The organism is Paenibacillus sp. FSL L8-0470 (assembly GCF_038008625.1).
Taxonomy (GTDB): Bacteria; Bacillota; Bacilli; order Paenibacillales; family Paenibacillaceae; genus Paenibacillus_AQ.
The window spans coordinates 6693901-6715221 of the sequence record NZ_JBBOZM010000001.1; the positions used below are offsets into that span (position 1 = coordinate 6693901).

16 protein-coding genes are annotated in these 21321 nt (G+C 41.5%); 1 reads left to right on the forward strand and 15 read right to left on the reverse strand.

Features of this window, described 5'->3' with window-relative positions; genetic code table 11:
- Positions 1–102: 102 nt before the first annotated feature.
- The 13 genes from NST99_RS30610 to rfbA all read right to left on the reverse strand — a co-directional run bounded on the left by NST99_RS30610 (position 103) and on the right by rfbA (position 14447).
- Positions 103–1062 carry a glycosyltransferase family 2 protein gene (locus tag NST99_RS30610; RefSeq protein ID WP_341096669.1) on the reverse strand — a complete coding sequence of 320 codons (960 nt, stop codon included), beginning with the start codon at positions 1060–1062 and terminating at the stop codon, positions 103–105.
- Positions 1063–1295: 233 nt separating this feature from the next.
- A complete protein-coding gene (rfbD, locus tag NST99_RS30615; protein ID WP_341097799.1) occupies positions 1296–2156 on the reverse strand; it encodes a dTDP-4-dehydrorhamnose reductase in 861 nt (286 codons plus the stop codon).
- Positions 2157–2164: 8 nt separating this feature from the next.
- Positions 2165–3187 carry a dTDP-glucose 4,6-dehydratase gene (gene rfbB / locus NST99_RS30620; protein ID WP_341096671.1) on the reverse strand — a complete coding sequence of 341 codons (1023 nt, stop codon included), beginning with the start codon at positions 3185–3187 and terminating at the stop codon, positions 2165–2167.
- A 359-nt stretch (positions 3188–3546) separates the two neighbouring features.
- Positions 3547–5085, reverse strand: a complete 1539-nt coding sequence (locus NST99_RS30625) for an alginate O-acetyltransferase AlgX-related protein (RefSeq protein ID WP_341096672.1) — start codon at positions 5083–5085, stop codon at positions 3547–3549.
- Between the two features lie 12 nt (positions 5086–5097).
- On the reverse strand, positions 5098–6510 hold the full coding sequence (locus NST99_RS30630) for an MBOAT family O-acyltransferase (RefSeq protein ID WP_341096674.1): 1413 nt from the start codon (positions 6508–6510) through the stop codon (positions 5098–5100).
- Positions 6511–6563: 53 nt separating this feature from the next.
- Positions 6564–8480: a rhamnan synthesis F family protein gene (locus NST99_RS30635; protein ID WP_341096676.1), complete on the reverse strand. Its 1917-nt coding sequence runs from the start codon at positions 8478–8480 to the stop codon at positions 6564–6566.
- Between the two features lie 16 nt (positions 8481–8496).
- Entirely contained in the window at positions 8497–9351 is an 855-nt protein-coding gene (locus NST99_RS30640) for an NAD-dependent epimerase/dehydratase family protein (RefSeq protein WP_341096678.1), read from the reverse strand.
- A gap of 29 nt (positions 9352–9380) precedes the next feature.
- Entirely contained in the window at positions 9381–10112 is a 732-nt protein-coding gene (locus tag NST99_RS30645) for an ABC transporter ATP-binding protein (protein ID WP_341096680.1), read from the reverse strand.
- Positions 10113–10138: 26 nt separating this feature from the next.
- The gene (locus tag NST99_RS30650; RefSeq protein WP_341096682.1) at positions 10139–10912 is read right to left on the reverse strand and encodes an ABC transporter permease; all 774 of its coding nucleotides are present in this window, start codon (positions 10910–10912) and stop codon (positions 10139–10141) included.
- Positions 10913–10936: 24 nt separating this feature from the next.
- Positions 10937–11794, reverse strand: coding sequence for a dTDP-4-dehydrorhamnose reductase (rfbD, locus tag NST99_RS30655; RefSeq protein WP_341096683.1), 858 nt, complete (start codon positions 11792–11794; stop codon positions 10937–10939).
- 37 nt (positions 11795–11831) lie between these two features.
- Positions 11832–12866, reverse strand: coding sequence for a dTDP-glucose 4,6-dehydratase (gene rfbB / locus NST99_RS30660; RefSeq protein ID WP_341097800.1), 1035 nt, complete (start codon positions 12864–12866; stop codon positions 11832–11834).
- Positions 12867–12966: 100 nt separating this feature from the next.
- Positions 12967–13515: a dTDP-4-dehydrorhamnose 3,5-epimerase gene (rfbC, locus tag NST99_RS30665; RefSeq protein WP_341096685.1), complete on the reverse strand. Its 549-nt coding sequence runs from the start codon at positions 13513–13515 to the stop codon at positions 12967–12969.
- Positions 13516–13574: 59 nt separating this feature from the next.
- Positions 13575–14447 (reverse strand): glucose-1-phosphate thymidylyltransferase RfbA, encoded by an 873-nt coding sequence (gene rfbA, locus NST99_RS30670; RefSeq protein WP_341096686.1) that lies wholly within the window; start codon positions 14445–14447, stop codon positions 13575–13577.
- 164 nt (positions 14448–14611) lie between these two features.
- Between rfbA and NST99_RS30675 the strand changes: the two genes are divergently transcribed.
- On the forward strand, positions 14612–17359 hold the full coding sequence (locus tag NST99_RS30675; protein WP_341096689.1) for an O-antigen ligase family protein: 2748 nt from the start codon (positions 14612–14614) through the stop codon (positions 17357–17359).
- A 197-nt stretch (positions 17360–17556) separates the two neighbouring features.
- Here the strand turns inward: NST99_RS30675 and galU are convergent, their stop codons facing one another.
- Positions 17557–18444 carry a UTP--glucose-1-phosphate uridylyltransferase GalU gene (gene galU / locus NST99_RS30680; protein WP_341096692.1) on the reverse strand — a complete coding sequence of 296 codons (888 nt, stop codon included), beginning with the start codon at positions 18442–18444 and terminating at the stop codon, positions 17557–17559.
- Between the two features lie 256 nt (positions 18445–18700).
- Positions 18701–21217, reverse strand: a complete 2517-nt coding sequence (locus tag NST99_RS30685) for a DUF3656 domain-containing U32 family peptidase (RefSeq protein ID WP_341096693.1) — start codon at positions 21215–21217, stop codon at positions 18701–18703.
- Positions 21218–21321 lie beyond the last annotated feature (104 nt).

The window sequence follows — 21321 nt, forward strand, 5'->3', positions numbered from 1 at the left end:
AATATAGTAATCTACCGACAACTATTATAACATAAAAACCTCCCTGATAGGCGGAGCCTAATTAGGGAGGTATTTACAGATTTCCCGTGCCAGTAAATTACCTTACGCGTCCGGTTTCCTGGATGCTTTATTTTGTATATATCGCCGTTTCTGTTTAAGATGTCTCCGTTGTTGGAAAAAAGCAGACCAGGCCTTTAGCAATTGGCGTTCCTTAAGCAGTGTATAACCGTGTGCGGCAAGCTCATACGGCAGTGAATACAGCAAAGTGAGAAGCAGCGTGCCGGCAGGCTCGTTCTTGTAGATCATCTTGTAGCGGTTAATATACGAAATCCGCCTAATGAACACCGGTTTGCTGTCCCGGCCGGAAGGTTTCCAGCCACGTTCGTGGTAGCCTATGGCTTCTGCTTCAAAGTAAGCCAACCAGCCGAACAGCCCAGCCCGCCATGCCACGTCCACATCCTCCTTATAGGCGAAGAAATCCGCATCAAAGAACTCCCCCTCAATGCTGACATCTTCAATCATCCGGCGTGAATACATCGCTGCGGCCCCAGATACGCCAAATACGAAACCAGATTCCAGCCAGTCTGTGGAGGGATCTCCTGCACCGCGGTCAAAGGCACGCCGGGCTCTATTCATCCGCAGACCTGTGCTGTCCACAAGGGAGTGATCAGCTTTGAGCAAAAGCTTGCCAGTAGCACTGCCAATACGCGGATTTGACTCCATCTGCAAGATAAGCCTGGAAATATAACTATTTTCAAGCGTCAGATCCGGGTTAAGCACAAGTACATAATCTGTATCTGTTGCCGCCAGGGCCTGGTTATGAGCGGGGGCGAAGCCAGTATTAATCTTATTTTCTATGAGAACAAGAGAAGGAACCCCCGTCTCTTCGATCTTTTGATAAAACCCCCTCACTCTTTCCACGCATCCGTCTGTTGAGGCATTATCCACCACCACAATCTGCTTCACCGGATAATCCTGGGCGAGTACTGCCGTCAGACAATCAATAATATCATCCGCACTGTTAAAGGTAACAATATGTACACTGACTGTTTTGTTATTCATAAATATCCTCGGATTCTTGAATTCATTATGGTTCTGAAGCTATTACACATTATTATAACGAAAACAACAGGTTGCGGCTATGTTACCTGGAATGATGGTATCCTTAAAGGAGGAACAAAGTGAAATAAAAGGCATAATTTTAGCACTATAAAACATGTTTATGTGAACAGTCGTTACAGCAGCAAAAAGCTCCCGACCGTCGATAACGGTTCAGGAGCTTAGTTTGCGCTTATCTATTTCAGTTCCAGCAAAAAGTCCCTCAGTCCGGCCCGCCAAGGCCGGATATCTGCAAACCCGTTCGTGCGGATGGCTAAATGCTCCATTACCGAATTGCGCGGACGTGGTGCCGGGCGTGGAAACTGTTCTGTAGCACATGGCTCTAGCTTTGCTGTGAATTTCAGACTCAGAATATCTTCTGCCTCCGCGAAAATTGCCTGTGTAAACTCATACCAGGTGCAAGACTCACTGTTAGAGGCATGATAAATTCCGTATCTCTCCGTTTGAATCAGCTCAAGCAGGAAACGGGCCAAATCTACGGTGTAGGTAGGTGAACCTTGCTGGTCGTCTACTACCTGCAGCAGCGGCTTCTCCTGTCCCAGCTTCAGCATCGTTTTCACAAAGTTGTTGCCATATTTGCCATACACCCATGATGTACGTACGATGAAAAATTTCGAGGACAAAGACTGCACCAGGATTTCTCCTGCCCGCTTTGACTTGCCATAAATACTTTGCGGATCCGTATTATCATATTCATGATAAGGCTGAGTTCCCATGCCATCAAAAACATAATCCGTACTAATGTATACCAGCTTGGCTCCGGATTTCTCCGCAGCCAGTGCTACATTGCGGCTTCCAGTGGCATTAATTAAATAGGCGGCATCCACATCAGTTTCCGCAATATCCACCGCCGTATGGGCGGCACAATGAATGACAGCATCCGGACTGAACCCGCTGATAACCTCAGTACATTGATCGAGATCTGTAATATCCATCTCCTGACGGTCACAGCCTAGAACCTCATGTCCTTGCTGCTGCAACAAAAGTACAAGGTCCTGCCCCAACTGTCCAGCGGAACCCGTAACCAATACCTTCATCTTCGACATTACAGCGAATCCCCCAAACGGCTGCCATACTGAAGTTCGGCATATTTCTGGTATTCACCGGATTGAATACGGGTCCACCACTCTTTATTATTCAAATACCATTGAATGGTTTCTTTAATGCCGGTTTCAAATGTATGCTTTGGCTTCCAGCCCAACTCGTTGGTAATCTTGGTTGGGTCGATGCCATAGCGGCGGTCATGTCCGGGACGATCCTGCACGTAAGTAATCAGAGAATCCGGTTTGCCCAGTTCCTGCAGCACAGTATTCACTATATGCACATTTGTGCGCTCATTATTGCCGCCAATATTATAGACCTCACCGTTTACCCCTTCATGAATAACCAGATCAATTGCACTGCAGTGATCTTCTACATACAACCAGTCGCGGATATTCATTCCATCGCCATAAACCGGCAGTGCCTGATCAGCAAGCGCACGGGAAATCATGAGCGGGATCAGCTTCTCCGGAAATTGGTATGGCCCGTAGTTGTTAGAACAGCGGGTGATATTAACCGGCAATCCAAAGGTTTCGTGGTAGGCACGCACAAGCAAATCTCCGCCCGCTTTGCTGGCGGAATAAGGACTGTTTGGAGTAAGTGGAGTTTCTTCAGTAAAGAGTCCCGTGGTTCCTAACGTTCCATACACCTCATCTGTAGACACTTGAACAAATTTGGTCACACTATATTTCTTTGCTGCATCCAACAGCACCTGTGTGCCGAGCACATTTGTCTTCACAAACACATCCGGCTCCAGAATGCTCCGGTCCACATGTGATTCCGCCGCGAAGTTGACTACGATATCGACTCCCTGGCTGAACAGTGTGTCCATCGCCTCTACATCCGTAATGTCCGCTTTGGCAAACGTATAATTCGGATTGCCCTCCACCGACTTCAAATTCTCCAAATTCCCCGCATACGTCAACGCATCCACGTTCACGATCTGGTAATCCGGGTGCTGCTGCAGCATGTATATTACAAAATTGCTGCCGATAAATCCGGCCCCGCCGGTAACTAATATTTCCATAGTCTTCACCTTATCCAATCATAATAAGCATTTCTACATATACTATTCTATGGATGGATTAGTGGTGATTCAGAATTCATGATTCACAAAATGAGTTGAATTGTATCTTCTCGAATATGTGTTAAACATGTGTCAACTAAGAAGACCCTTGAACGAAATTGCCACAGTTTTGCTACTCCAATTGTACGCAAGCCCGGCCCATGAGCATACACGTCCTAACAATGGGTAGAGTAAATATATCCAAAAAATAGCGAAAAAGGAGGATTTTTCTTCATTTTCTAAAAATAATACCTATAACATAAAAAGAAACCCATGGTCTAAAAATGACCTGAGTTTCTTTACAACCTAAATTTTAATCATCATTTAATCTCAATATCTATTCCTATAGGGGAAAATTGATGACTCAAATCATTTGAAATCACAATTAAGCTAACCTGTTTTTGCTCTATTAACTCACTAGTTTTAATATTGAATGTAAAACCACTCTCCGTGAGACTTGAATTATTATAAGTGGCAGCTACCTCTTCACGTGGAATTCCATAATTACCAGCATAATATTTATCGCCTACTTTTAGAAATACTCCACCGGCAACTTTATTATTTTCCTTATCTAATGCCCACCCAATAATATTAACTGTTTCACTACTGTTGTTTATGACAAATTTGTTTTGTTCCGATACTGGCTGATTATTAAAATAATCAATCCAGACATCTGGATTACCCAACTTAGGTAAATGAGAAAACTCACTATAATCCACCATCAGTTCCTTTGAATTCTCCAAGATCCCCATAGTGTGATCCCACATTCTTTCAACATTTTCGTAAATAACAATATCCGGATGTACAAGATCCACAAAGCTTTGCAATCGATCGATATTGTCGGCATGTATAAAGGTTAACTCCGAAAAACTCTCAGCGAATTGAGGGATTAAAAATCCATAGAAGTAACTGTCTCCTACGATAAGTGCTTTGGGCAAGGCTTTGTTACTGTTGCTGTAAGTGTATGCTTCATTACTATAAGTAAGATTCAAGTTATCTAAAAGGCCATATGTTCTGACTGAAGTAGGTTGTTTAGTATAATTAAGTCCATAGTCTTCTTCAGAAAATGAAATAGAATTGTAAATTTTGGTTTTGCGATTATATTTTGTTATATTATAATCTTCCCAAGATAGAATCTTTACATTAGGATAATATTTTTTAACTTTATTCATAAGTTCTAGATATCCAATAAAAGAACCATAGTAATTCCAGTGAGCATTATCATAATTTGGAGAGTATACAGTAGCCTTCTCCTTAGCCTTTATCAGCGCTTCTTGAGGAGTGAAAAAATTCAAAGAAGTATCCTTTGAAAAATATTCTTCAATCATATCAGTCCTTGAAACATGACCTACTTTTTTTATCGTATTTGGATAATTCTCAGGATAAATTGTTTTCTTATCCAAATTTAGCATAGTTATAAATGGAATGTTTTTTTTTTGTAAGTAGTTATCTATCTTCTTTAACGATGCTCCCCAATTTACAAGTTGCTCATTAGTTGGGAGATTTAAATTCTGATAATCTTTAAGAATATCGGAATTGACATAATATAACCAATCATTCTTACCGATCAGAGTATCTTTTTTTGTCAATGTACCAAAAAGATTATATTGAAGCTTAGTATTAGTCATAACAAGCTTATCTCTCAAGCCCATATTATCACTAAACCAATTTTCAAAATCTTTAATAAAATGAGTGTTCAGACTTCCCTCAGCCGTTTTAAAGTTTGGGAATCCAGCCAGTGCCCTATTTTCAGCAACAGATATCTTTCCCGAAGTTTTATTAACCGTTATTAACGGAACAGCGATTGCCACAATAAAGATTGCCACAATTGAGATATTTAAAAACTTTGATGCTTTCATGTAAAGACCCCTTCAGAATCTGAAATAAATAAATGGGTTATATGTCGAGGTTGCTAGGAACATCATACACAAAACTAAAATTATAACAATGTAGATGTTTTGGGTAACCATGCTAAAAATAGTTTGTTCTTCGAATCCTCCTACGTTGTCCCTTAAATATTTAGATATAGGCATCGATGCAATACACGCTATTAATAGCAGTGTGATAACCATTGGATTCAAGTAATATCCAACACTAAACCCGACATCATATGAAGGCTGAATTCCAAACATTACTTTCAGATACTCAACCGCCTCGGATAAATTGGAGGCTCTAAATAATACCCAGCCTATAATTACAACTACTGAAGTGTATAACCAAGAAATGAACTTCGGAATAGGTAATTGTTTTTTCTTTTTGAAAAAACGTTCAATAATGAGAAACATACCATGCCATAAACCCCAAACAATAAAATTGAATGCTGCACCGTGCCATAAGCCTGTAACAATAAATACAATAAGCAAATTAACATATACATTGCCTCTTCTATTACCGCCAAGAGGAATATATAAATAATCTCTGAACCATGAGGAAAGAGATATATGCCATCTTCTCCAAAATTCAGTTATTGATTTAGAGATGTACGGAAAATCGAAATTTTCTTTGAATTTAAATCCAAACATTCTTGCAAGTCCGATTGCCATGTCTGAGTATCCAGAGAAATCAAAGTAGATTTGAAAAGCATAACAAATCGCTCCAATCCAGGCCGTAGCTAATGTGTTTTGATGAGGCGGAAGGCTAAAGATATTATCCGCTACCTGTCCCAAGGTGTTTGCAATAATCACCTTTTTCCCCAAACCCATTACGAAGCGCCTTATACCGTATGCAAAATCATCTACGGTAGTTATACGGTCATCTATTTGATCGTGCACATCGACATATCTAACAATAGGACCAGCAATAAGTTGTGGGAAAAACGCTTTAAATAAAGCAAACTTTAAGAGATTTGTCTGAACTTTAACTTTACAGAGATAAACATCAATTACATAAGAAAGACCTTGAAAGGTAAAGAAAGAAATCCCTATGGGTAAGATGATATGCTTTAAAGCCAGATCTGCTCCTGAAAGTTGATTTATACTCGTAATAAAAAAATCGAAATATTTGAAGTAAAATAAAAGTCCACAGTTTGCTGCAACTCCAACAAGCATCATAATCTTGCTAAAATTAGCATTAAGAGAACGCGCATAGTGTATTGCTATACCGAAAACATAATTTATTAGTATAGATAGAATAATAACAAATACAAATTCCGGTTCTCCCCAAGCGTAAAAAATCAAACTAGCAAGTAAAAGAAAAGCATTTCTGTATTCAATTTTTAGTAGATAATAGACTAACAATACAATTGGCAGAAAGAAAAATAAAAAAACTGATGAACTAAAAACCATTCGTATGCCTCTTTCCGTTTATGCAACTGTAATATCGTTTCCCCTATGCAATATTATTTCCTCATCATTCTAAACTTTACATTCTTTAATATATCTATACTGCGTTTTGGTAATGTCTTCTTCATTTTCATTTTTATTTTTTGAAGATATGATAATTTTATCACCATGTTTTTTTTCATATTGGTAACCATCGAGTAATGAATTGTTGGTCCACATTTATCGAAATACACCTTATTAATTTCTCGTATCATATAATAAAGATTAGTGATCTCAATTCTCGCAAAGGAATCTGCCAGCACCCATCCAGAATAGTATCCTTCATGTTGTGCAACTATAGGATAGATGCGCTCAACCGCATGTAGAATTGACCCATCATTTTGATTAGGCTCTTTCGGGAAGTCTTCATACTTCCAATCATATTTTATAAGTGTTTTTAATGCAGCTGGTCTGAACCAAAACATAGTTCCCAAAGGAGCAGTAGGCTCATCGTTTGGGTTTAAACTTACTTTTAATTTAAGTTTCTTTGCAAGATCTACAGTGTTCTGAAAATTCCCGCCCCATTCAGAACCAATTGTTGAATAAAAATGCGCATGATTAGGAGGCGGTGGAGTTAATAACCCTAATCTTGGATTTTCCTCGAAGGTATCAATTATATTCTCTACAAACGCTCTGTTGTGCAAAATATTCTCGAAGCATTTGTATGAGAATGACTCACCAACAGAGTGCGGCTCTACTTGAGTAGTTTTTTTATCATGTGCAAAACAGACATAGTCGTAATTAAGTAAGAAATCTTTGCTAGCCACTAATAGCGAACTAACATCTCGTCCTCTATTTTCAATAACAATAACTTCTAATTTAGCACATTCAAGCTTGCTGAATACTTCCTGGATAAGCTTTCTCTTCTTCTCAGTATTTGTTGTTATATATACATCTGCATACGAAGGAATTGATTGTGCGTAGTTGAAACAATAGTCTATCAAATCCTCAAAATAAATATGCATTATTAATGCTACTTTTTTATTATTAGAAGATACTTCAAGAGGTTTGACCATATTTGTAGGGAGAATATAATTATGGTGAAGGCTTCTTTTAATGTCAGCCTGATTATTCACGCGTAGTATATTATCCCAAATCAAATTTACATCATAATCCAGATTATCCCTTATATACTCATAGATATCGACGGACTGCTCCCCCGTAGTATAGTTCAGGAAGTCCGCGTAATGATGAATAAAGGATCTTCTTTTAACTATAGGACAGCTTCTATTTTTCACCAATTCCAATGCCGCCATTAGTATTGGTGCATGAGAATGTTTTAACATGTCCGAGGTGTCTACATAAGCTTTCCATTTAAAACCTTTATCATTAAAGGTTTTAGTGAATATCGCTTCATGATAACATATAGCTTCCTCATAAGAGGTAATAGGCCCCATATCATCCCAATACTTCTTAAACTCATAGCTAACTAACATATCATTTCTCACAACAATAAAATGAGATTGGATATGTTCTGGAAGATAACCATATTTAATTTTACCAAATGGATCGTAAGGAGCTCCATGATACGTAGTTATTCCCCAGAAGTCCACATCTTTTTCATCCATTGAATCGAACATTTCTTTGAATGGATACAAAGGACCGAAAATAGTGAAGTTAAAGAAGATAACTTCGTCATATTCTCTAAGTTTATCCCATCCATAGTACTGCATACCTTCTTTGTATGCCCACACATCAAAGCCTGTATTATCACGTACAAAGACATCCTCGGTAATTTCTTGTAACTTCTGTCTACCTTCGGGAGTTACCTTTCCATTGCACACAACGAGCAAATCAGAGACATTCTTTTTCATGTCTTCCAGCATATAAGTTATATAATTATCAACTATCCCATCTTTATCATAAAAAAAGAATATCCCTAGTCTATTAATGTTTTTTTTATTTGATAGTAACAAACCTTTTCCCCCATCCAAATACAAAATCATTTATTTATTGTATTGCTTTAAAGTTCTTTATTATCTCCTGAATTTTCACATTATTCCCCCAAATCGCAGGAGAATCATAAGGACGATCAGGGTAAGCACCATAATCAAGTTTTATAGAATAACCGTTACGTTCGATAAACTTTTCAGCCATATCTGCTAATGATACTGCACTACCAGAACAACAATTAATGGTCCCAGTGACCTCTGTTTGAATTGCACTTAATGCTATTTGGAGTGACAACTCATCAACAGTTATAAAATCATATTTATTTTTTCCGGTCGTAAAAGGAAATGTTTCTTTCCCTTCGTTTACACTTTCGATGATTTTAGAAAAAATTGATTTATTATTCAAATCGTCTCCATAAATATAAAACGCCCGTAGCCATTGAAATACAACATCTTTATCTTTCAACAATACTTCAAGTGACTGACGCAAACTATTTTTGGCTATACCGTATAAAGAATGGGGATTAGTTGGGGTGTTCTCATTGATTTCCCCCTCATGGTATCCCACTTCATGCATTGTCCCCATGACAACAATTTGCTTCAAGCCTCCATCCACCATTCTTTTTACAAAGTTATAATGAGAATGCAAGAATTTTAAATGGGCATCGGAATTATGAATAAATCCATCCTTCCAAGCTAAATGCAAACAACAATCGGGGCTCCCGAGTTCTTCATATATATTGGCATTATCTGAGAATATATTGACCTCCATTTTGTTAGCTCGGTCATCAATTTTTTCCGTATTATAATCAATGGCTGTAACATTCACACCTAGATCTAACAGACATTTAACAACAAATCGACCGATGTATCCTCCAGCTCCAGTAACAACAATTGTCTTATTGATAAGCAAAATATACACTCCTCTTGAATTTTTATTTCTTAATGGTTACTGTACAACTCACAGATTTCATTTACTGGTCCTACACCCATTAGCTCGCCCTTATTTATCCAAGCTGCGTTTCTACAAACCTTTTTGACCTGATCAATTGAATGTGAAACCAAGATAAGGGTAGCTCCGCCTGCTGTAAGTTCATTCATTCTTTGTTCGCACTTTTCTTGAAATGCATAATCACCTACTGAAAGTATCTCATCCACTATTAAAATATCCGGTTTCACAATAGTTGCAATTGAAAAGCCTAACCGAGCTGTCATTCCAGATGAAAAATTCTTTAGAGGAACATCTTGAAAATCATGCAATTCCGAAAAATCGATAATATCATCATAATTTTCCATTAAGAACTTCTTCGAGTAGCCTAACAGCGCTCCATTTAAGAAGACGTTTTCCTTAGCAGTCAATTCCATATCAAAACCTGCGCCCAATTCGATTAATGGGGACACACTTCCTTTTACGATTGCGTCTCCTATTGTTGGTTTAAAGATACCCGATATTATTTTTAGCAATGTGCTTTTTCCGGATCCATTACTTCCTAATATGGCAAAAGAATCTCCTCGTTCAATATTAAATGAAACGTTCTTTAAAGCATAAAATTCATCCCTTGTAATATCTTTTTTCAGCAATCTAATCATGTATTCTTTAAGACTTGTGATATTTTCCCGTCCTAAGTTAAACCGCATTGAGACATCATGTATTTCTACTGCATAGTGTGACATAATTTTTCCCTTTCACATCGTAAAGTTTAAATATGCAATACAAATTTGTTTTGATTTTTATAGAATACTATTAATCCTATTAAAAATGCAGATAGAGCAAAAGCAATACACATCAAATTAGTCTGCATACTTGGTAATTGATTGTACAATATTATATCTCTAAATGATTGCACAAAATAATACATTGGATTAGCATATATAATGCCCTTTACGTAATCAGGAACTATGTTTATTGGATAAATAATAGGTGTTAAATACATCCATGCTGATAATAATACCGAATAAAGATGTAACATGTCTCTAAAATAGACGGCAAGCACCGACATAATAAGCCCTATCCCTGTGGCAAATATAAATACATATATAAGAGGAAGTGGGAATAGGAGCACTAGTGGCGTAAGTTTCACATTAGTAGCAATAACTACAATAATAATAGCAACCAAAGAAAATAATAATGTAACGAAGGAAGAAATCACACGCGAAAGAGGAAATATGTACTTGGGGACATATACCTTTTTTATCAATCCGCCGCTTCCTATAATTGAACTCATTGCAACGGTAGTTGCTTCAGAAAAGAAGTTGAAAATAATTTGACCTGAAAGGAGATAGATCGGGAAATTAGGAATATCAAATCGAAATATACTTGAAAAGACTGCGGTCATCACGATCATCATTAGCAAAGGATTCAATAAACTCCATAAATATCCTAGTACTGAACGACGATACTTTATCTTCAAATCCCTTACCACAAATTCCTTTAACAAACCTTTATATTTCCAAAAATTATCAAAATATTTCATTTTTTATCTTCCCTAACATTTATTTTATTCTGATCTCCTAAACTCTACCTCCGTCAGGTAGCGTTTTAAAGCATCCTTCCACTCTGGCAGGAGCTGAAATCCCCCTTCACAAAGGCTCTTTTTGGAAAGCATTGAATTTTTGGGTCTCTTGGCCAAGGAAGGGAATTTATCAGATGTAATAAAATTGACCTTTGTCTTTAGTCCAGACTGCCTAAATATTTCAACAGCGAAATCAGCCCAACTGCAGAATCCGTCATTAGTTACATGATAAATTCCGTAGTTAGACGTTCTGATCATTTTAACGATACCCTCAGCTAAATCCTTTGTATAAGTAGGTGACCCTACCTGATCACATACTACATCTACAGCTTCTTTTTCACTTCCAAGGCGTAACATGGTATTTACAAAATTATTGCCATTCACTCCAAACGACCATGAAGTTCTAACGATAAAGTATTTATCCATATTTTCTTGAATCGATTTTTCACCTAATAATTTGGTCTTGCCATAAACAGAGACTGGTTCTGCCCAATCACCCGTTTCATAAGGTTTCTCAGCCTCACCAGAAAAGATATAATCTGTACTAACATAGACTAATTTCGAACCAACCAACTTACATTGAAGAGCAATATTAGCTGTCGCATCTACATTTAACGCATAGCACTTCTCTATCTCACTTTCAGCTAAATCCACATTGGTAAACGCAGCGCAGTGAATTAGAACATCAGGCTTGTACTCTTTAATAAATTGAGCAGTTACTTCCAATTCAGTTAAATCAAAATCCCCCTTATCCACGCCCAAACAGTCTATATTATGCCTACTTAAACATAAAAGCATATCATGCCCAAGTTGACCGTTAGCACCGGTTACAAGCACTCTCATATTTTTTCTCCTAAATGGTATTACAAATACCTAAGTGTTATTTTTCGTTATACATTTTAGAATAATACTCTTTATAGTCGCCACTCTTAACATTGTCTAACCATTGCTTATTATTCAAGTACCATCTAATTGTTCTCAATATACCCTCATCAAACATAACTTCAGGTTCCCAGCCCAATTCCCGCTTAATTTTGCTTGCATCAATGGCATATCTTCTATCATGTCCAGCTCTGTCTTTGACATATTTAATTAAAGTCTCGGATTTCCCTAGTTCTTTCAGAACAAGTTTAACTATATCAATATTCCCTTTCTCATTATGTCCGCCAACATTATACACTTCACCTGCTTTACCTTTATGTAGAACTAAATCAATTGCTTTACAATGATCTTCTACAAATAGCCAATCCCGAATGTTTAAGCCATCCCCATAGACAGGGATTTCTTTATCTTCAAGTGCATTTGAGATAATTAGAGGAATTAATTTTTCAGGAAAGTGATAAGGTCCATAATTATTTGAACATCTTGTAATCGAAATATTCAATCCAAAAGTCTCATAGTAGGCTCTAACAAACATATCAGCAGAAGCCTTACTTGCAGAATATGGACTATTTGGTGCTAATGGAGTCGTTTCTTCAAAATAACCAGTTTCCCCAAGAGAGCCATAAACTTCATCAGTGGATACTTGAACATATTTTGTATCCGATCTAGTTGACCAATGATTTTTGCAGACATCCAATAACGTCTGTGTCCCCATAATATTTGTTCTCAGGAAAACCTGCGGATCAACGATGCTTCGATCAACATGCGACTCCGCAGCAAAGTTCACAACTGAAGTTGGCTCATATTCTTCAAAAATCCTGTTAACCAACTCACTATCACAGATATCTCCTTTAATAAATACATGGTTCGTGTTTCCTTCTATATTCTTAAGGTTATCTAAATTACCTGCATAAGTTAATGCATCAAGATTAATTATCCTATAATCGGGGTATTTCGCAGCCATCTGCAACACAAAGTTACTTCCAATAAATCCTGCACCACCTGTTACCAATATAGTTTTTGAAAATGCCATCCCAGCATCTAATGTAGTATTATCATTATTAATCCCATGATTTGTAGACATTCATTCTTCCCCTTAGTTGTTATTTGAATACTTTTTTGCTAACAAAAAATTATAATCCTAATTCCGCCAGTGTTTTGAGCTTCTTATCCTTTTCTGAGAGCAAAACATCCACATCTTTAATCTTCCAATCAATGTTCAGTTCCGGATCATTCCAGAGGATACCACTCTCATATTCTGGGTGATAATAATTTGTGCATTTGTAAACAAACTCAGCTTCTTCAGATAATACAACAAAGCCGTGAGCAAACCCCTCAGGTACATAAAACTGCTTTTTATTTTCTCCAGATAGTAGAACTCCATGCCACTGCTTATATGTGGGTGATCCCTTTCGCAAATCAACGGCGACATCAAATACTTCACCGGAGAGAACACGTACTAACTTTCCTTGTGGGAACTGGGTTTGAAAGTGAAGTCCTCGAAGCACCCCTTTTTTTGATTTGGATTGGTTATCTTGAACAAATACCATATCCAGACCTGTGTTCTTAAAATCATTATAATTATATGTCTCCATAAAGTATCCGCGACTATCTCCAAATACTTGCGGCTCAATTACAACAAGGTCTTCAATATTAGTCTTATGAAATAAAAATTGTCCCATAATTCCCTCCTGATAAGAATAATTATTTTTATTGAAATTTTCTAACTAAAAATGAATAGTTATATAAAATCTTCTGCTACCATTACTAAATATTTTCCGTAATCTGTTTTCAGAAGTGGCTTAGCCAGCTCTAATAGTTGTTCTTTTGTAATATATTTCTTTTTAAATGCAATCTCTTCTATACAAGCAACGTATAACCCTTGCCGCTTCTGTATTGCCTCAACAAAATTACTCGCTTCAAGCATTGCATCATGAGTTCCAGTATCCATCCATGCCATCCCTCTTCCAAGAAGTTTGACATTCAACATTCCTCTGCGCAAATACTCATTATTCACTTCTGTTATTTCAAGCTCCCCTCTTGCGGATGGCTTGATGCTCTTTGCAATTTCCACTACTTGGTTATCGTAGAAATAAAGACCTGGCACTGCATAATTTGACTTGGGGGTGTCAGGTTTTTCTTCTATTGAAATAACCTTTCCATTCTCATCTGATTCAATCACGCCATATGCTTCAGGATTTTTTACGAAATAACCAAAAATAGTGCTACCGCTCTTTATCTCTGCTGCTTCTTGAAGAAACCGTCCAAAACTTTGACCATAAAAAATATTATCTCCTAAAATTAGAGAGACAGGTTCATTGCCAATGAATTCTTCACCGATAATGAATGCCTCCGCAAGTCCTCTTGGTTCTTCTTGAATAGCATATGAAATGTTCAACCCTAAATGTGAACCATCACCAAACAATTCCCTAAAACCATTAATATCCCTTGGTGTTGAAATAATGAGGATTTCTTGAATTCCTGCAAGCATCAACACTGATAAAGGGTAATAAATCATCGGCTTATCATATACCGGAATAATTTGTTTTGATATTGCAATCGTTAAAGGATAAAGTCTGGTTCCAGACCCCCCAGCCAGTATAATTCCTTTCATAAACAATCTTCCTTTCATGGAAATTAGCTTTCATAGTTTTATTTGAGTATAATTTTACTTGTTTTAGCTCTTTTCTAAATCATCTTCAAAACTCGATTTTTACTGACTCTGCCCATATGCTATGCTAAAATATCCACGTACCTACAAGAAAAGGAGATTAAAACGTGTCTAAACCAGTATACGGAAAAAATGCTGTTCAGTCGAGAAATGTTGAAAAGATATCCAGCCCCATATGGGCATTAGTTGTCGCTTTTATTGTGTTTTTGGTTTGGACCCCGTTTCAGGTGGGGGTGTTTAACGGACAACAGATTGATTTTGAAAAACCGGTCTATGTGTCTGCTCTGCTTAGCGGCCTGATGTTATTGGTGTGGATGGGCCTCTACTTCAATAAATTCAAGCTTGAGGAGCAGCGCGATCTGCTGGCTGTTGCCTCACTGCTGCTTCCAATAACGTATGCTTTGTCACTATTTGGTGCAGCCTCGCATTATATGGCGATGAACCTGCTGTTAATTCAGAGCATGTACATTGCAATATTCATTATAGCGTTATATCTCTTGAAGCAAAAGCAAGTAAATGTTGTCATCCAAAACGCTGTCCTGGCGGTTGCTTACTTTATTGTGGGATTCGGACTATTGAATTGGCTTGGCAGCTCGAAATTTGCCGGCAGTCTGGTTGGCTGGTTCTCCAATACCGTAAGTAATGGTAAATATTTGGATGCGGTTATGACCGATTCCAATGGTCTTCGGTTGACTTCCATATTCCAATACGCAAATACCTATGCAGCCTTCCTGATGGCTTTTCTCTTTGTGGCCGTATTTGCTTTGGTCCGCTCTAAAAAATGGTACGGTACGCTGACTCACGGATTTATGCTTGTGCCCATTATTGTATCGCTGCTGTTGACGTTGTCCCGTGGCGGGCTCGTCATGCTGCCTGTGGTATTCATCCTGCTGCTGCTGTTCCTGAAACCTGCTCAGCAAATTCTCTGGATTATCCACATTGCCATTTCCGGCCTTGCAGCCCTGCTCGTTACAAATCCGCTGACTACGCTGGGACTAGAGCTGAATACCAGCTTCACTTCAGGGGCTGCTCTTAAAGCTTGGGCGTACCTGCTTGGGGCCTCTGCTGTCGTTGCTGCTCTTGGGTGGGCGGTTCAGCGTGTTGTTGCACCTTGGCTGGAAGCAAAGCTATCCGGCATGTCTTCCCGTAAGTTTTCCGGGCTGTGGCTTCCACTGGTATCGATCTTACTTGTTGGAATGGCGGCTTTCCTGCTCATTGGTACAAGCGTCCGTAGTGTTCTGCCGGATAATATTGAAACGCGGCTGGAGAATATCAACTTCAAGCAGCACAGTGTACTAGAGCGGTTCACTTTCTATAAAGATGCTCTTAAGGTTGTTAAAGATTATCCGATTCTGGGCGCGGGAGGCGGAGGCTGGGCTTCTCTCTATGAGCACTATCAGAATAACCCTTATACCAGCCGCCAGGCGCATAATTTCTTCCTCCAATATCTGATTGAGGTTGGAATTGTCGGATTCATCGTATTTATGGGCTTCATCGGATACATTTTCTATAAATATATCCGCAGTTATGTGAAACGGGAGAAAGATGAATTTGATAATGGCTTCTTCTTCCTGATTATCGCCTTGTCCATTCTCGTCCACAGCTTGCTGGATTTCAACCTAAGCTATGCCTTTATGGGGATCCTTGTCTTCCTTGGACTGGCTGGAATGGCCGCTGTCATGGACAGCAAACCGCTTCGCCGTGGCTGGAGTAAACCCGGACTGCGTATCGGCTACTTGGCTGTACTCACCATCGGCACCATCTATCTGGTCTTTATATCGATAAGCTATATCGGATCCAGCAATGACGCAATGAAAGCCAAAAAACTGATCGGCGTCAGCCAATCTTATGAGGAAATTAAAGTACCTTTGGTAGCTGCCCTGAAAGACCGTCCATTCCACCCGGAATCGGCGATATACTTATCGTCCATGGATCAGCAAGTCTTTAGCCAAACCCAAGATGGGCAGTATCTGGAGGAGGCCTACACTGTAATTTCACGTGCACTTAAGGACGAGCCTTATAATAAGGATTTGTTGAAGCAATTAGTCGGATATTATGACCTTAAGGGGCAGAGCGATCTTGCCCTGGGCGTCTACCTTGATAATGCCGATAAATTTGTGTGGGACATTGATTGGTATGAGACAATAATCAGCCGGTCCCAAGCGCTTGCAAATGCAGCAAGTGTGCAAAAGGATGAAGCTAAAAAGCAGGAATACCTGAATAGTGGCTTTGATGCCTACAAGCATGTGGCTGATGGAGTGGAACACCTGAAAACTTTGCCTCCTGAGCAGCTGCAAGGCCGTCCATTCTCGATCACCCCAAACATTGCTTTAAATATCGGCAGAATGCAGTTGCTCGCTGGAGAAAATGATACTGCGGCAGCAACGTTAAAACTAGGCTTTAACGACAACTATGCTGATATCGTAAACAGTGCCACCCTCTGGGATACGAACTGGTATAGCGCGCTTATTAGCCGTTCCTACGAGCTGGCTCAACAGGCTTTCACTCAAAAGAATAACGATGTTAAACAGCTTAATCTTAAGATCGGCCTCGAAGCCTATCGTCAGATAACGACAGACTTGCAGGGCCAGGCCATTCCTTCAGTAATTTCTTTGAATGCAGGCCGAATTCAGTTCATGGCAGGTCAAACTCAGGTTGCTGCCGCAACATTGAAGCTTGGATTGAGTGAGAATTATACTGATGCTACTAACCGCGAAATTGCCCGTTGGTACCTTGCTGCTCAACAAAAGGCCAACACCGCTCTCGATCAGGATGTGTATAATAAGCTAATCGCTGCTGATCCTGCGGAAATTGAAAGAATTACTGAAATTGCAAGCACATCATTTCAAGAGTAATTAACAGGACAACAAGGCAGCGGGCGATATTGCATATGGAACCAGCGCCCGCTGCAATGGGAACTATGAACATCGTCTTATAAGTCTTTAGTTCGAAAAATAAATAAGAGCGTCCCGCAGTTATAGACAGCGGAACGCTCTTATTTATTTTATGTTATGGTAAATGCCGTGCTCAGATATAAGGGTACCGGACTCAGTTAATTACCGACTTTCTGAGCCTCGCTCTGGATCACTTCCTGGAGATACTGCAGCAAACCTTCCTTAAGTTCCTCATGCTGGAGCGCATAATGAATCGTCGTCTGGATGAAACCCATCTTCTCGCCGACGTCATGGCGTTTGCCTTCAAAGTCGTAGGCGATGATCCGCTCCACTTCGCTTAAACGGGCAATAGCATCCGTAAGCTGGATTTCGCCGCCTACTCCAACCTGTTGTTCTCCGAGCATATCGAAAATACGCGGAGTCAGTATATAACGTCCCAAGATTGCCAGGTTGGACGGTGCGTCCTCACGCTTCGGTTTCTCTACCAGCCGGTTGGCTTTGTAGACACGTTCAGCCAAGGGTGTACCATCTACAAGACCGTATCGGGATACCTCTTCCCAAGGCACCGGCTGAACTCCAACTATGGAGGATTTATATTGATCGTAAACCTCAATCATCTGTCTAAGGCAAGGTTTGTCCGCTTCAACAATATCGTCTCCGAGTAATACAGCGAACGGTTCATTCCCGATAAATTTGCGGGCGCACCAGATAGCATGTCCTAGTCCGCGCGGTTCCTTTTGCCGGATATAGTGAATGTCAGCCATTTCGGAGGATTTGCGCACAGACTCCAGCAGCTCCCACTTCTGTTTCTCAGCCAGGTTGAACTCCAGCTCAAATGAGTTGTCGAAATGGTCTTCAATCGCGCGCTTGCCTTTACCCGTCACGATGATGATGTCTTCAATGCCGGAAGCAACGGCTTCCTCTACAATATATTGAATCGTTGGTTTGTCTACAATCGGCAGCATTTCTTTGGGCATCGCTTTGGTCGCGGGCAAAAAACGGGTTCCGAGACCGGCAGCGGGAATAATCGCTTTACGGATCTTCATCATATAGCTCCTTCGTATTCTTTTCTTTTTCCGGTTTTAGATGATATGGTAAAATGCATAATTATTTTGATTATAGCAGTTATGGATGGTTTTTGGCAGTTAAATGGTTAATCCTCCTGTAAGAATAATCCTGCAGACAAAAAGAGCCAGTGCGTCATGGAGGATTCATCACCCCTCCTTTGCCACACTGGCTCTGCATAGAATCGGAGCTAGGGACTGGGTTACCATGGGATTGGTAAGCCAGTCCTACTCTTCTTTACTTCGCGTTGACGAGCTGTCCGCGTGTAACCCCAAGCTGGTTGGTGGCTTTCAGGCTCTTCCATACCTGCGTGCCGGAGATTTCACCACGGAGCGCACGGGAGTAGAGACTAATGACCTCGGCAACCTGCTCCGGTGTTTCTTCCAGAAATTCGACGCGGAAAGAAGAAACGCCCAGTTCGCGGAAATTGTTCAAGTATTCCGCGCCTGACTGTTCAACCGCATTGTACACGGTATTGCGGCAGCCTTCATCCACGCGGACAGGATGGGACATGCCGATCCGGTCCTGCAGAGATGCACGCTGCTCCTCGCAAGGGCGTCCGCAGTTCGTATAGTCTGTGCCTTCACTCATGAAGGTGCAGTACACGCAGTGCTCGGTGTGGAACATCGGCAGATGCTGATGGATCACAACCTCCATCCGTGAGGTGTCGCTGCGGTCCAGCAGATCAACCATTTGCTGAATGTTCAGGTCATAAGAAGGCGTGACCACATCGCAGCCCGCTTCCAGGAACAGATCCACCGCCTTATGATTGGCGATATTCAGCGAGAAGTCGCCAATCAGCCGCGGATGCACAGCATCCGGCTGCTCCACGCGGCGGCGCAGATAATAATACAGCGCGCCGGTATTGCGCACCAGCACAGCATCCGGCTGCAGGCGCAGAATATTGGCGTGATAGCCGTTCTCGCCCGGCATATGGATACGTGGCGTGGCCAGCGTGATGCTGGCCCCCGCAGCCCGGACAGCGTCTACCGCTGCCGGGAACTGCTTGATAAATTCGAAGTCGGCGTAAATGCTTCTTACGCCGGCTTCGAGGGCAGCCTGCACCTGCGGCAGGCTGCGGCACAGCGCGGTGAGCTCCGCATCACCGCTTGCAGCGACGTCCCTGCGGGAAGCGTCGCTATAGATCTCTACCGCCCGTTTCACGTAGACGGGCGGTTTCGGGCGCTCGCCGGCAAGCAGCTCCACCGCTTGGCGGCGGATGCTGTTCAGCTCGCGCATAGGCACGATCACGTCGCCTTCCAGCTGCGACGTAAGCGCCTCAAGCTGGAACACGGTCCCGCCCAGGCGGCCGAATTGTTCTTCCAGCAGGGCGGCGTCCATCGGGCGCTTTTGCGCAGTCTCCAGCAGCAGCTCCGAGTCCACACGGACAGTCACGTCCTTCTGCACGTCCGTCCACCATGTAGCCAGCTTCTCTCCTGCGCGGCCTTCCACCTTGACATGAACCGGGAAGACGCGGTACGGCTTCTCGGTTTCGTAGCTCTGGCGCAGCGCCTTGTCGAGCGCCGGATCATTGGTCTTCCAGATGCGGTCACCGACATGCAGGCGGCGCAAATCCACATCGTTGCGACCAGGCACAATGTCGATGATCCAGCCTTCGCCGGCTTCGCCCTCAAGCTTCACGCCTTTGCGGCGCAGGTCATACACGCGTCCGCCTTCTTCCTTCTTGGTCGGATCACCGGCGTCGAACACGATGCCGTCTCCGCGTTTAAGCGGAGCATGAATGCGGCAAACTACGCCATCACGGAGAATTTGCTCCACCGTGCCCATATACACACCACGGCTTTTCGGGAAAGTCCCGTCAACCAACTTTTTGTTGTTTGTTCCCTCAAGGAAGCCATGCGTAAAGCCGCGGGAAAAGCTCTGCTGCAGCTCACGGATATCTTCCTTAGAGGTCGGAGACCAGTTCCCGTCAAAATACCGGTCAATAGCCTTACGGTACTTGCTCACCACGTTTGCCACGTACTCCGGGGTTTTGAGACGGCCTTCTATTTTGAAAGAGGTCACACCCGCTTCGATCAGCTCCGGCATCAGATCAATGGCCGCCAGATCCTTAGGAGACAGCAGATAGGTTACATCACCCATCGGCTTCACTTCACCGTCGACCATCAGGTCATACGGCAAACGGCAGGCCTGGGCACACTCCCCGCGGTTCGCGGAACGTCCCCCCCACATTTCCGAGGTCAGGCATTGCCCTGAATAGGACACACATAGTGCTCCATGCACGAAAACTTCCATCGGCAGGCGGGCCTGCTCACCGATCGTGCGAATCTGTTTCAGATTGTTCTCTCGGCCAAGCACTACACGCTCCAGCCCGAAGGGCTTCGTAAACTCCACTGCCTCCGGTGAAGTAATCGTCATTTGCGTCGAACCGTGAATCGGGAAGTCCGGAGAAATCTCGCGGATCATTTTGACAAGCCCCAAATCCTGTACAATCACCGCATCCACACCCGCATCTACACAGGCATCAATTAATTCTTTTGCATCTGCCAGCTCGTTCTCAAACACCAGTATATTAAAGGTCAGAAACCCCTTCACGCCATAGCTGTGCAGGAATGCCATAATCTCCGGCAGCTCCTCCGAGCGGAAGTTGTTTGCTCTGGCCCGTGCATTAAATTTCTCTACGCCAAAAAAGACAGCATCTGCCCCGTTTGCCACCGCTGCACGCATGCACTCCCAGTCACCTGCCGGAGCCAACAGCTCCACGTCTTCCCTGCGTATTCCTTGCTCGTTCATTTATATCCTCCCAAACCGTCCTATGGACGGGTCATTTCCATCTCTTTAACTTATTAATTGTATCAAATATCACAGCCTTGCGCCATTGATTTGCCAGAAATTAT

Bases quoted from the DNA above. Each gene is read 5' to 3' on its own strand.
- rfbD (WP_341096683.1), bottom strand. From the start codon at position 11,794: ATGAGAGTGCTTGTAACCGGTGCTAACGGTCAACTTGGGCATGATATG.
- rfbD (WP_341097799.1), bottom strand. From the start codon at position 2,156: ATGAAGGTATTGGTTACGGGTTCCGCTGGACAGTTGGGGCAGGACCTT.
- rfbC (WP_341096685.1), bottom strand. From the start codon at position 13,515: ATGGGACAATTTTTATTTCATAAGACTAATATTGAAGACCTTGTTGTA.
- NST99_RS30610 (WP_341096669.1), bottom strand. From the start codon at position 1,062: ATGAATAACAAAACAGTCAGTGTACATATTGTTACCTTTAACAGTGCG.
- NST99_RS30685 (WP_341096693.1), bottom strand. From the start codon at position 21,217: ATGAACGAGCAAGGAATACGCAGGGAAGACGTGGAGCTGTTGGCTCCG.
- NST99_RS30650 (WP_341096682.1), bottom strand. From the start codon at position 10,912: ATGAAATATTTTGATAATTTTTGGAAATATAAAGGTTTGTTAAAGGAA.
- rfbA (WP_341096686.1), bottom strand. From the start codon at position 14,447: ATGAAAGGAATTATACTGGCTGGGGGGTCTGGAACCAGACTTTATCCT.
- NST99_RS30645 (WP_341096680.1), bottom strand. From the start codon at position 10,112: ATGTCACACTATGCAGTAGAAATACATGATGTCTCAATGCGGTTTAAC.
- rfbB (WP_341097800.1), bottom strand. From the start codon at position 12,866: ATGGCATTTTCAAAAACTATATTGGTAACAGGTGGTGCAGGATTTATT.
- NST99_RS30625 (WP_341096672.1), bottom strand. From the start codon at position 5,085: ATGAAAGCATCAAAGTTTTTAAATATCTCAATTGTGGCAATCTTTATT.
- rfbB (WP_341096671.1), bottom strand. From the start codon at position 3,187: ATGGAAATATTAGTTACCGGCGGGGCCGGATTTATCGGCAGCAATTTT.
- NST99_RS30630 (WP_341096674.1), bottom strand. From the start codon at position 6,510: ATGGTTTTTAGTTCATCAGTTTTTTTATTTTTCTTTCTGCCAATTGTA.
- galU (WP_341096692.1), bottom strand. From the start codon at position 18,444: ATGAAGATCCGTAAAGCGATTATTCCCGCTGCCGGTCTCGGAACCCGT.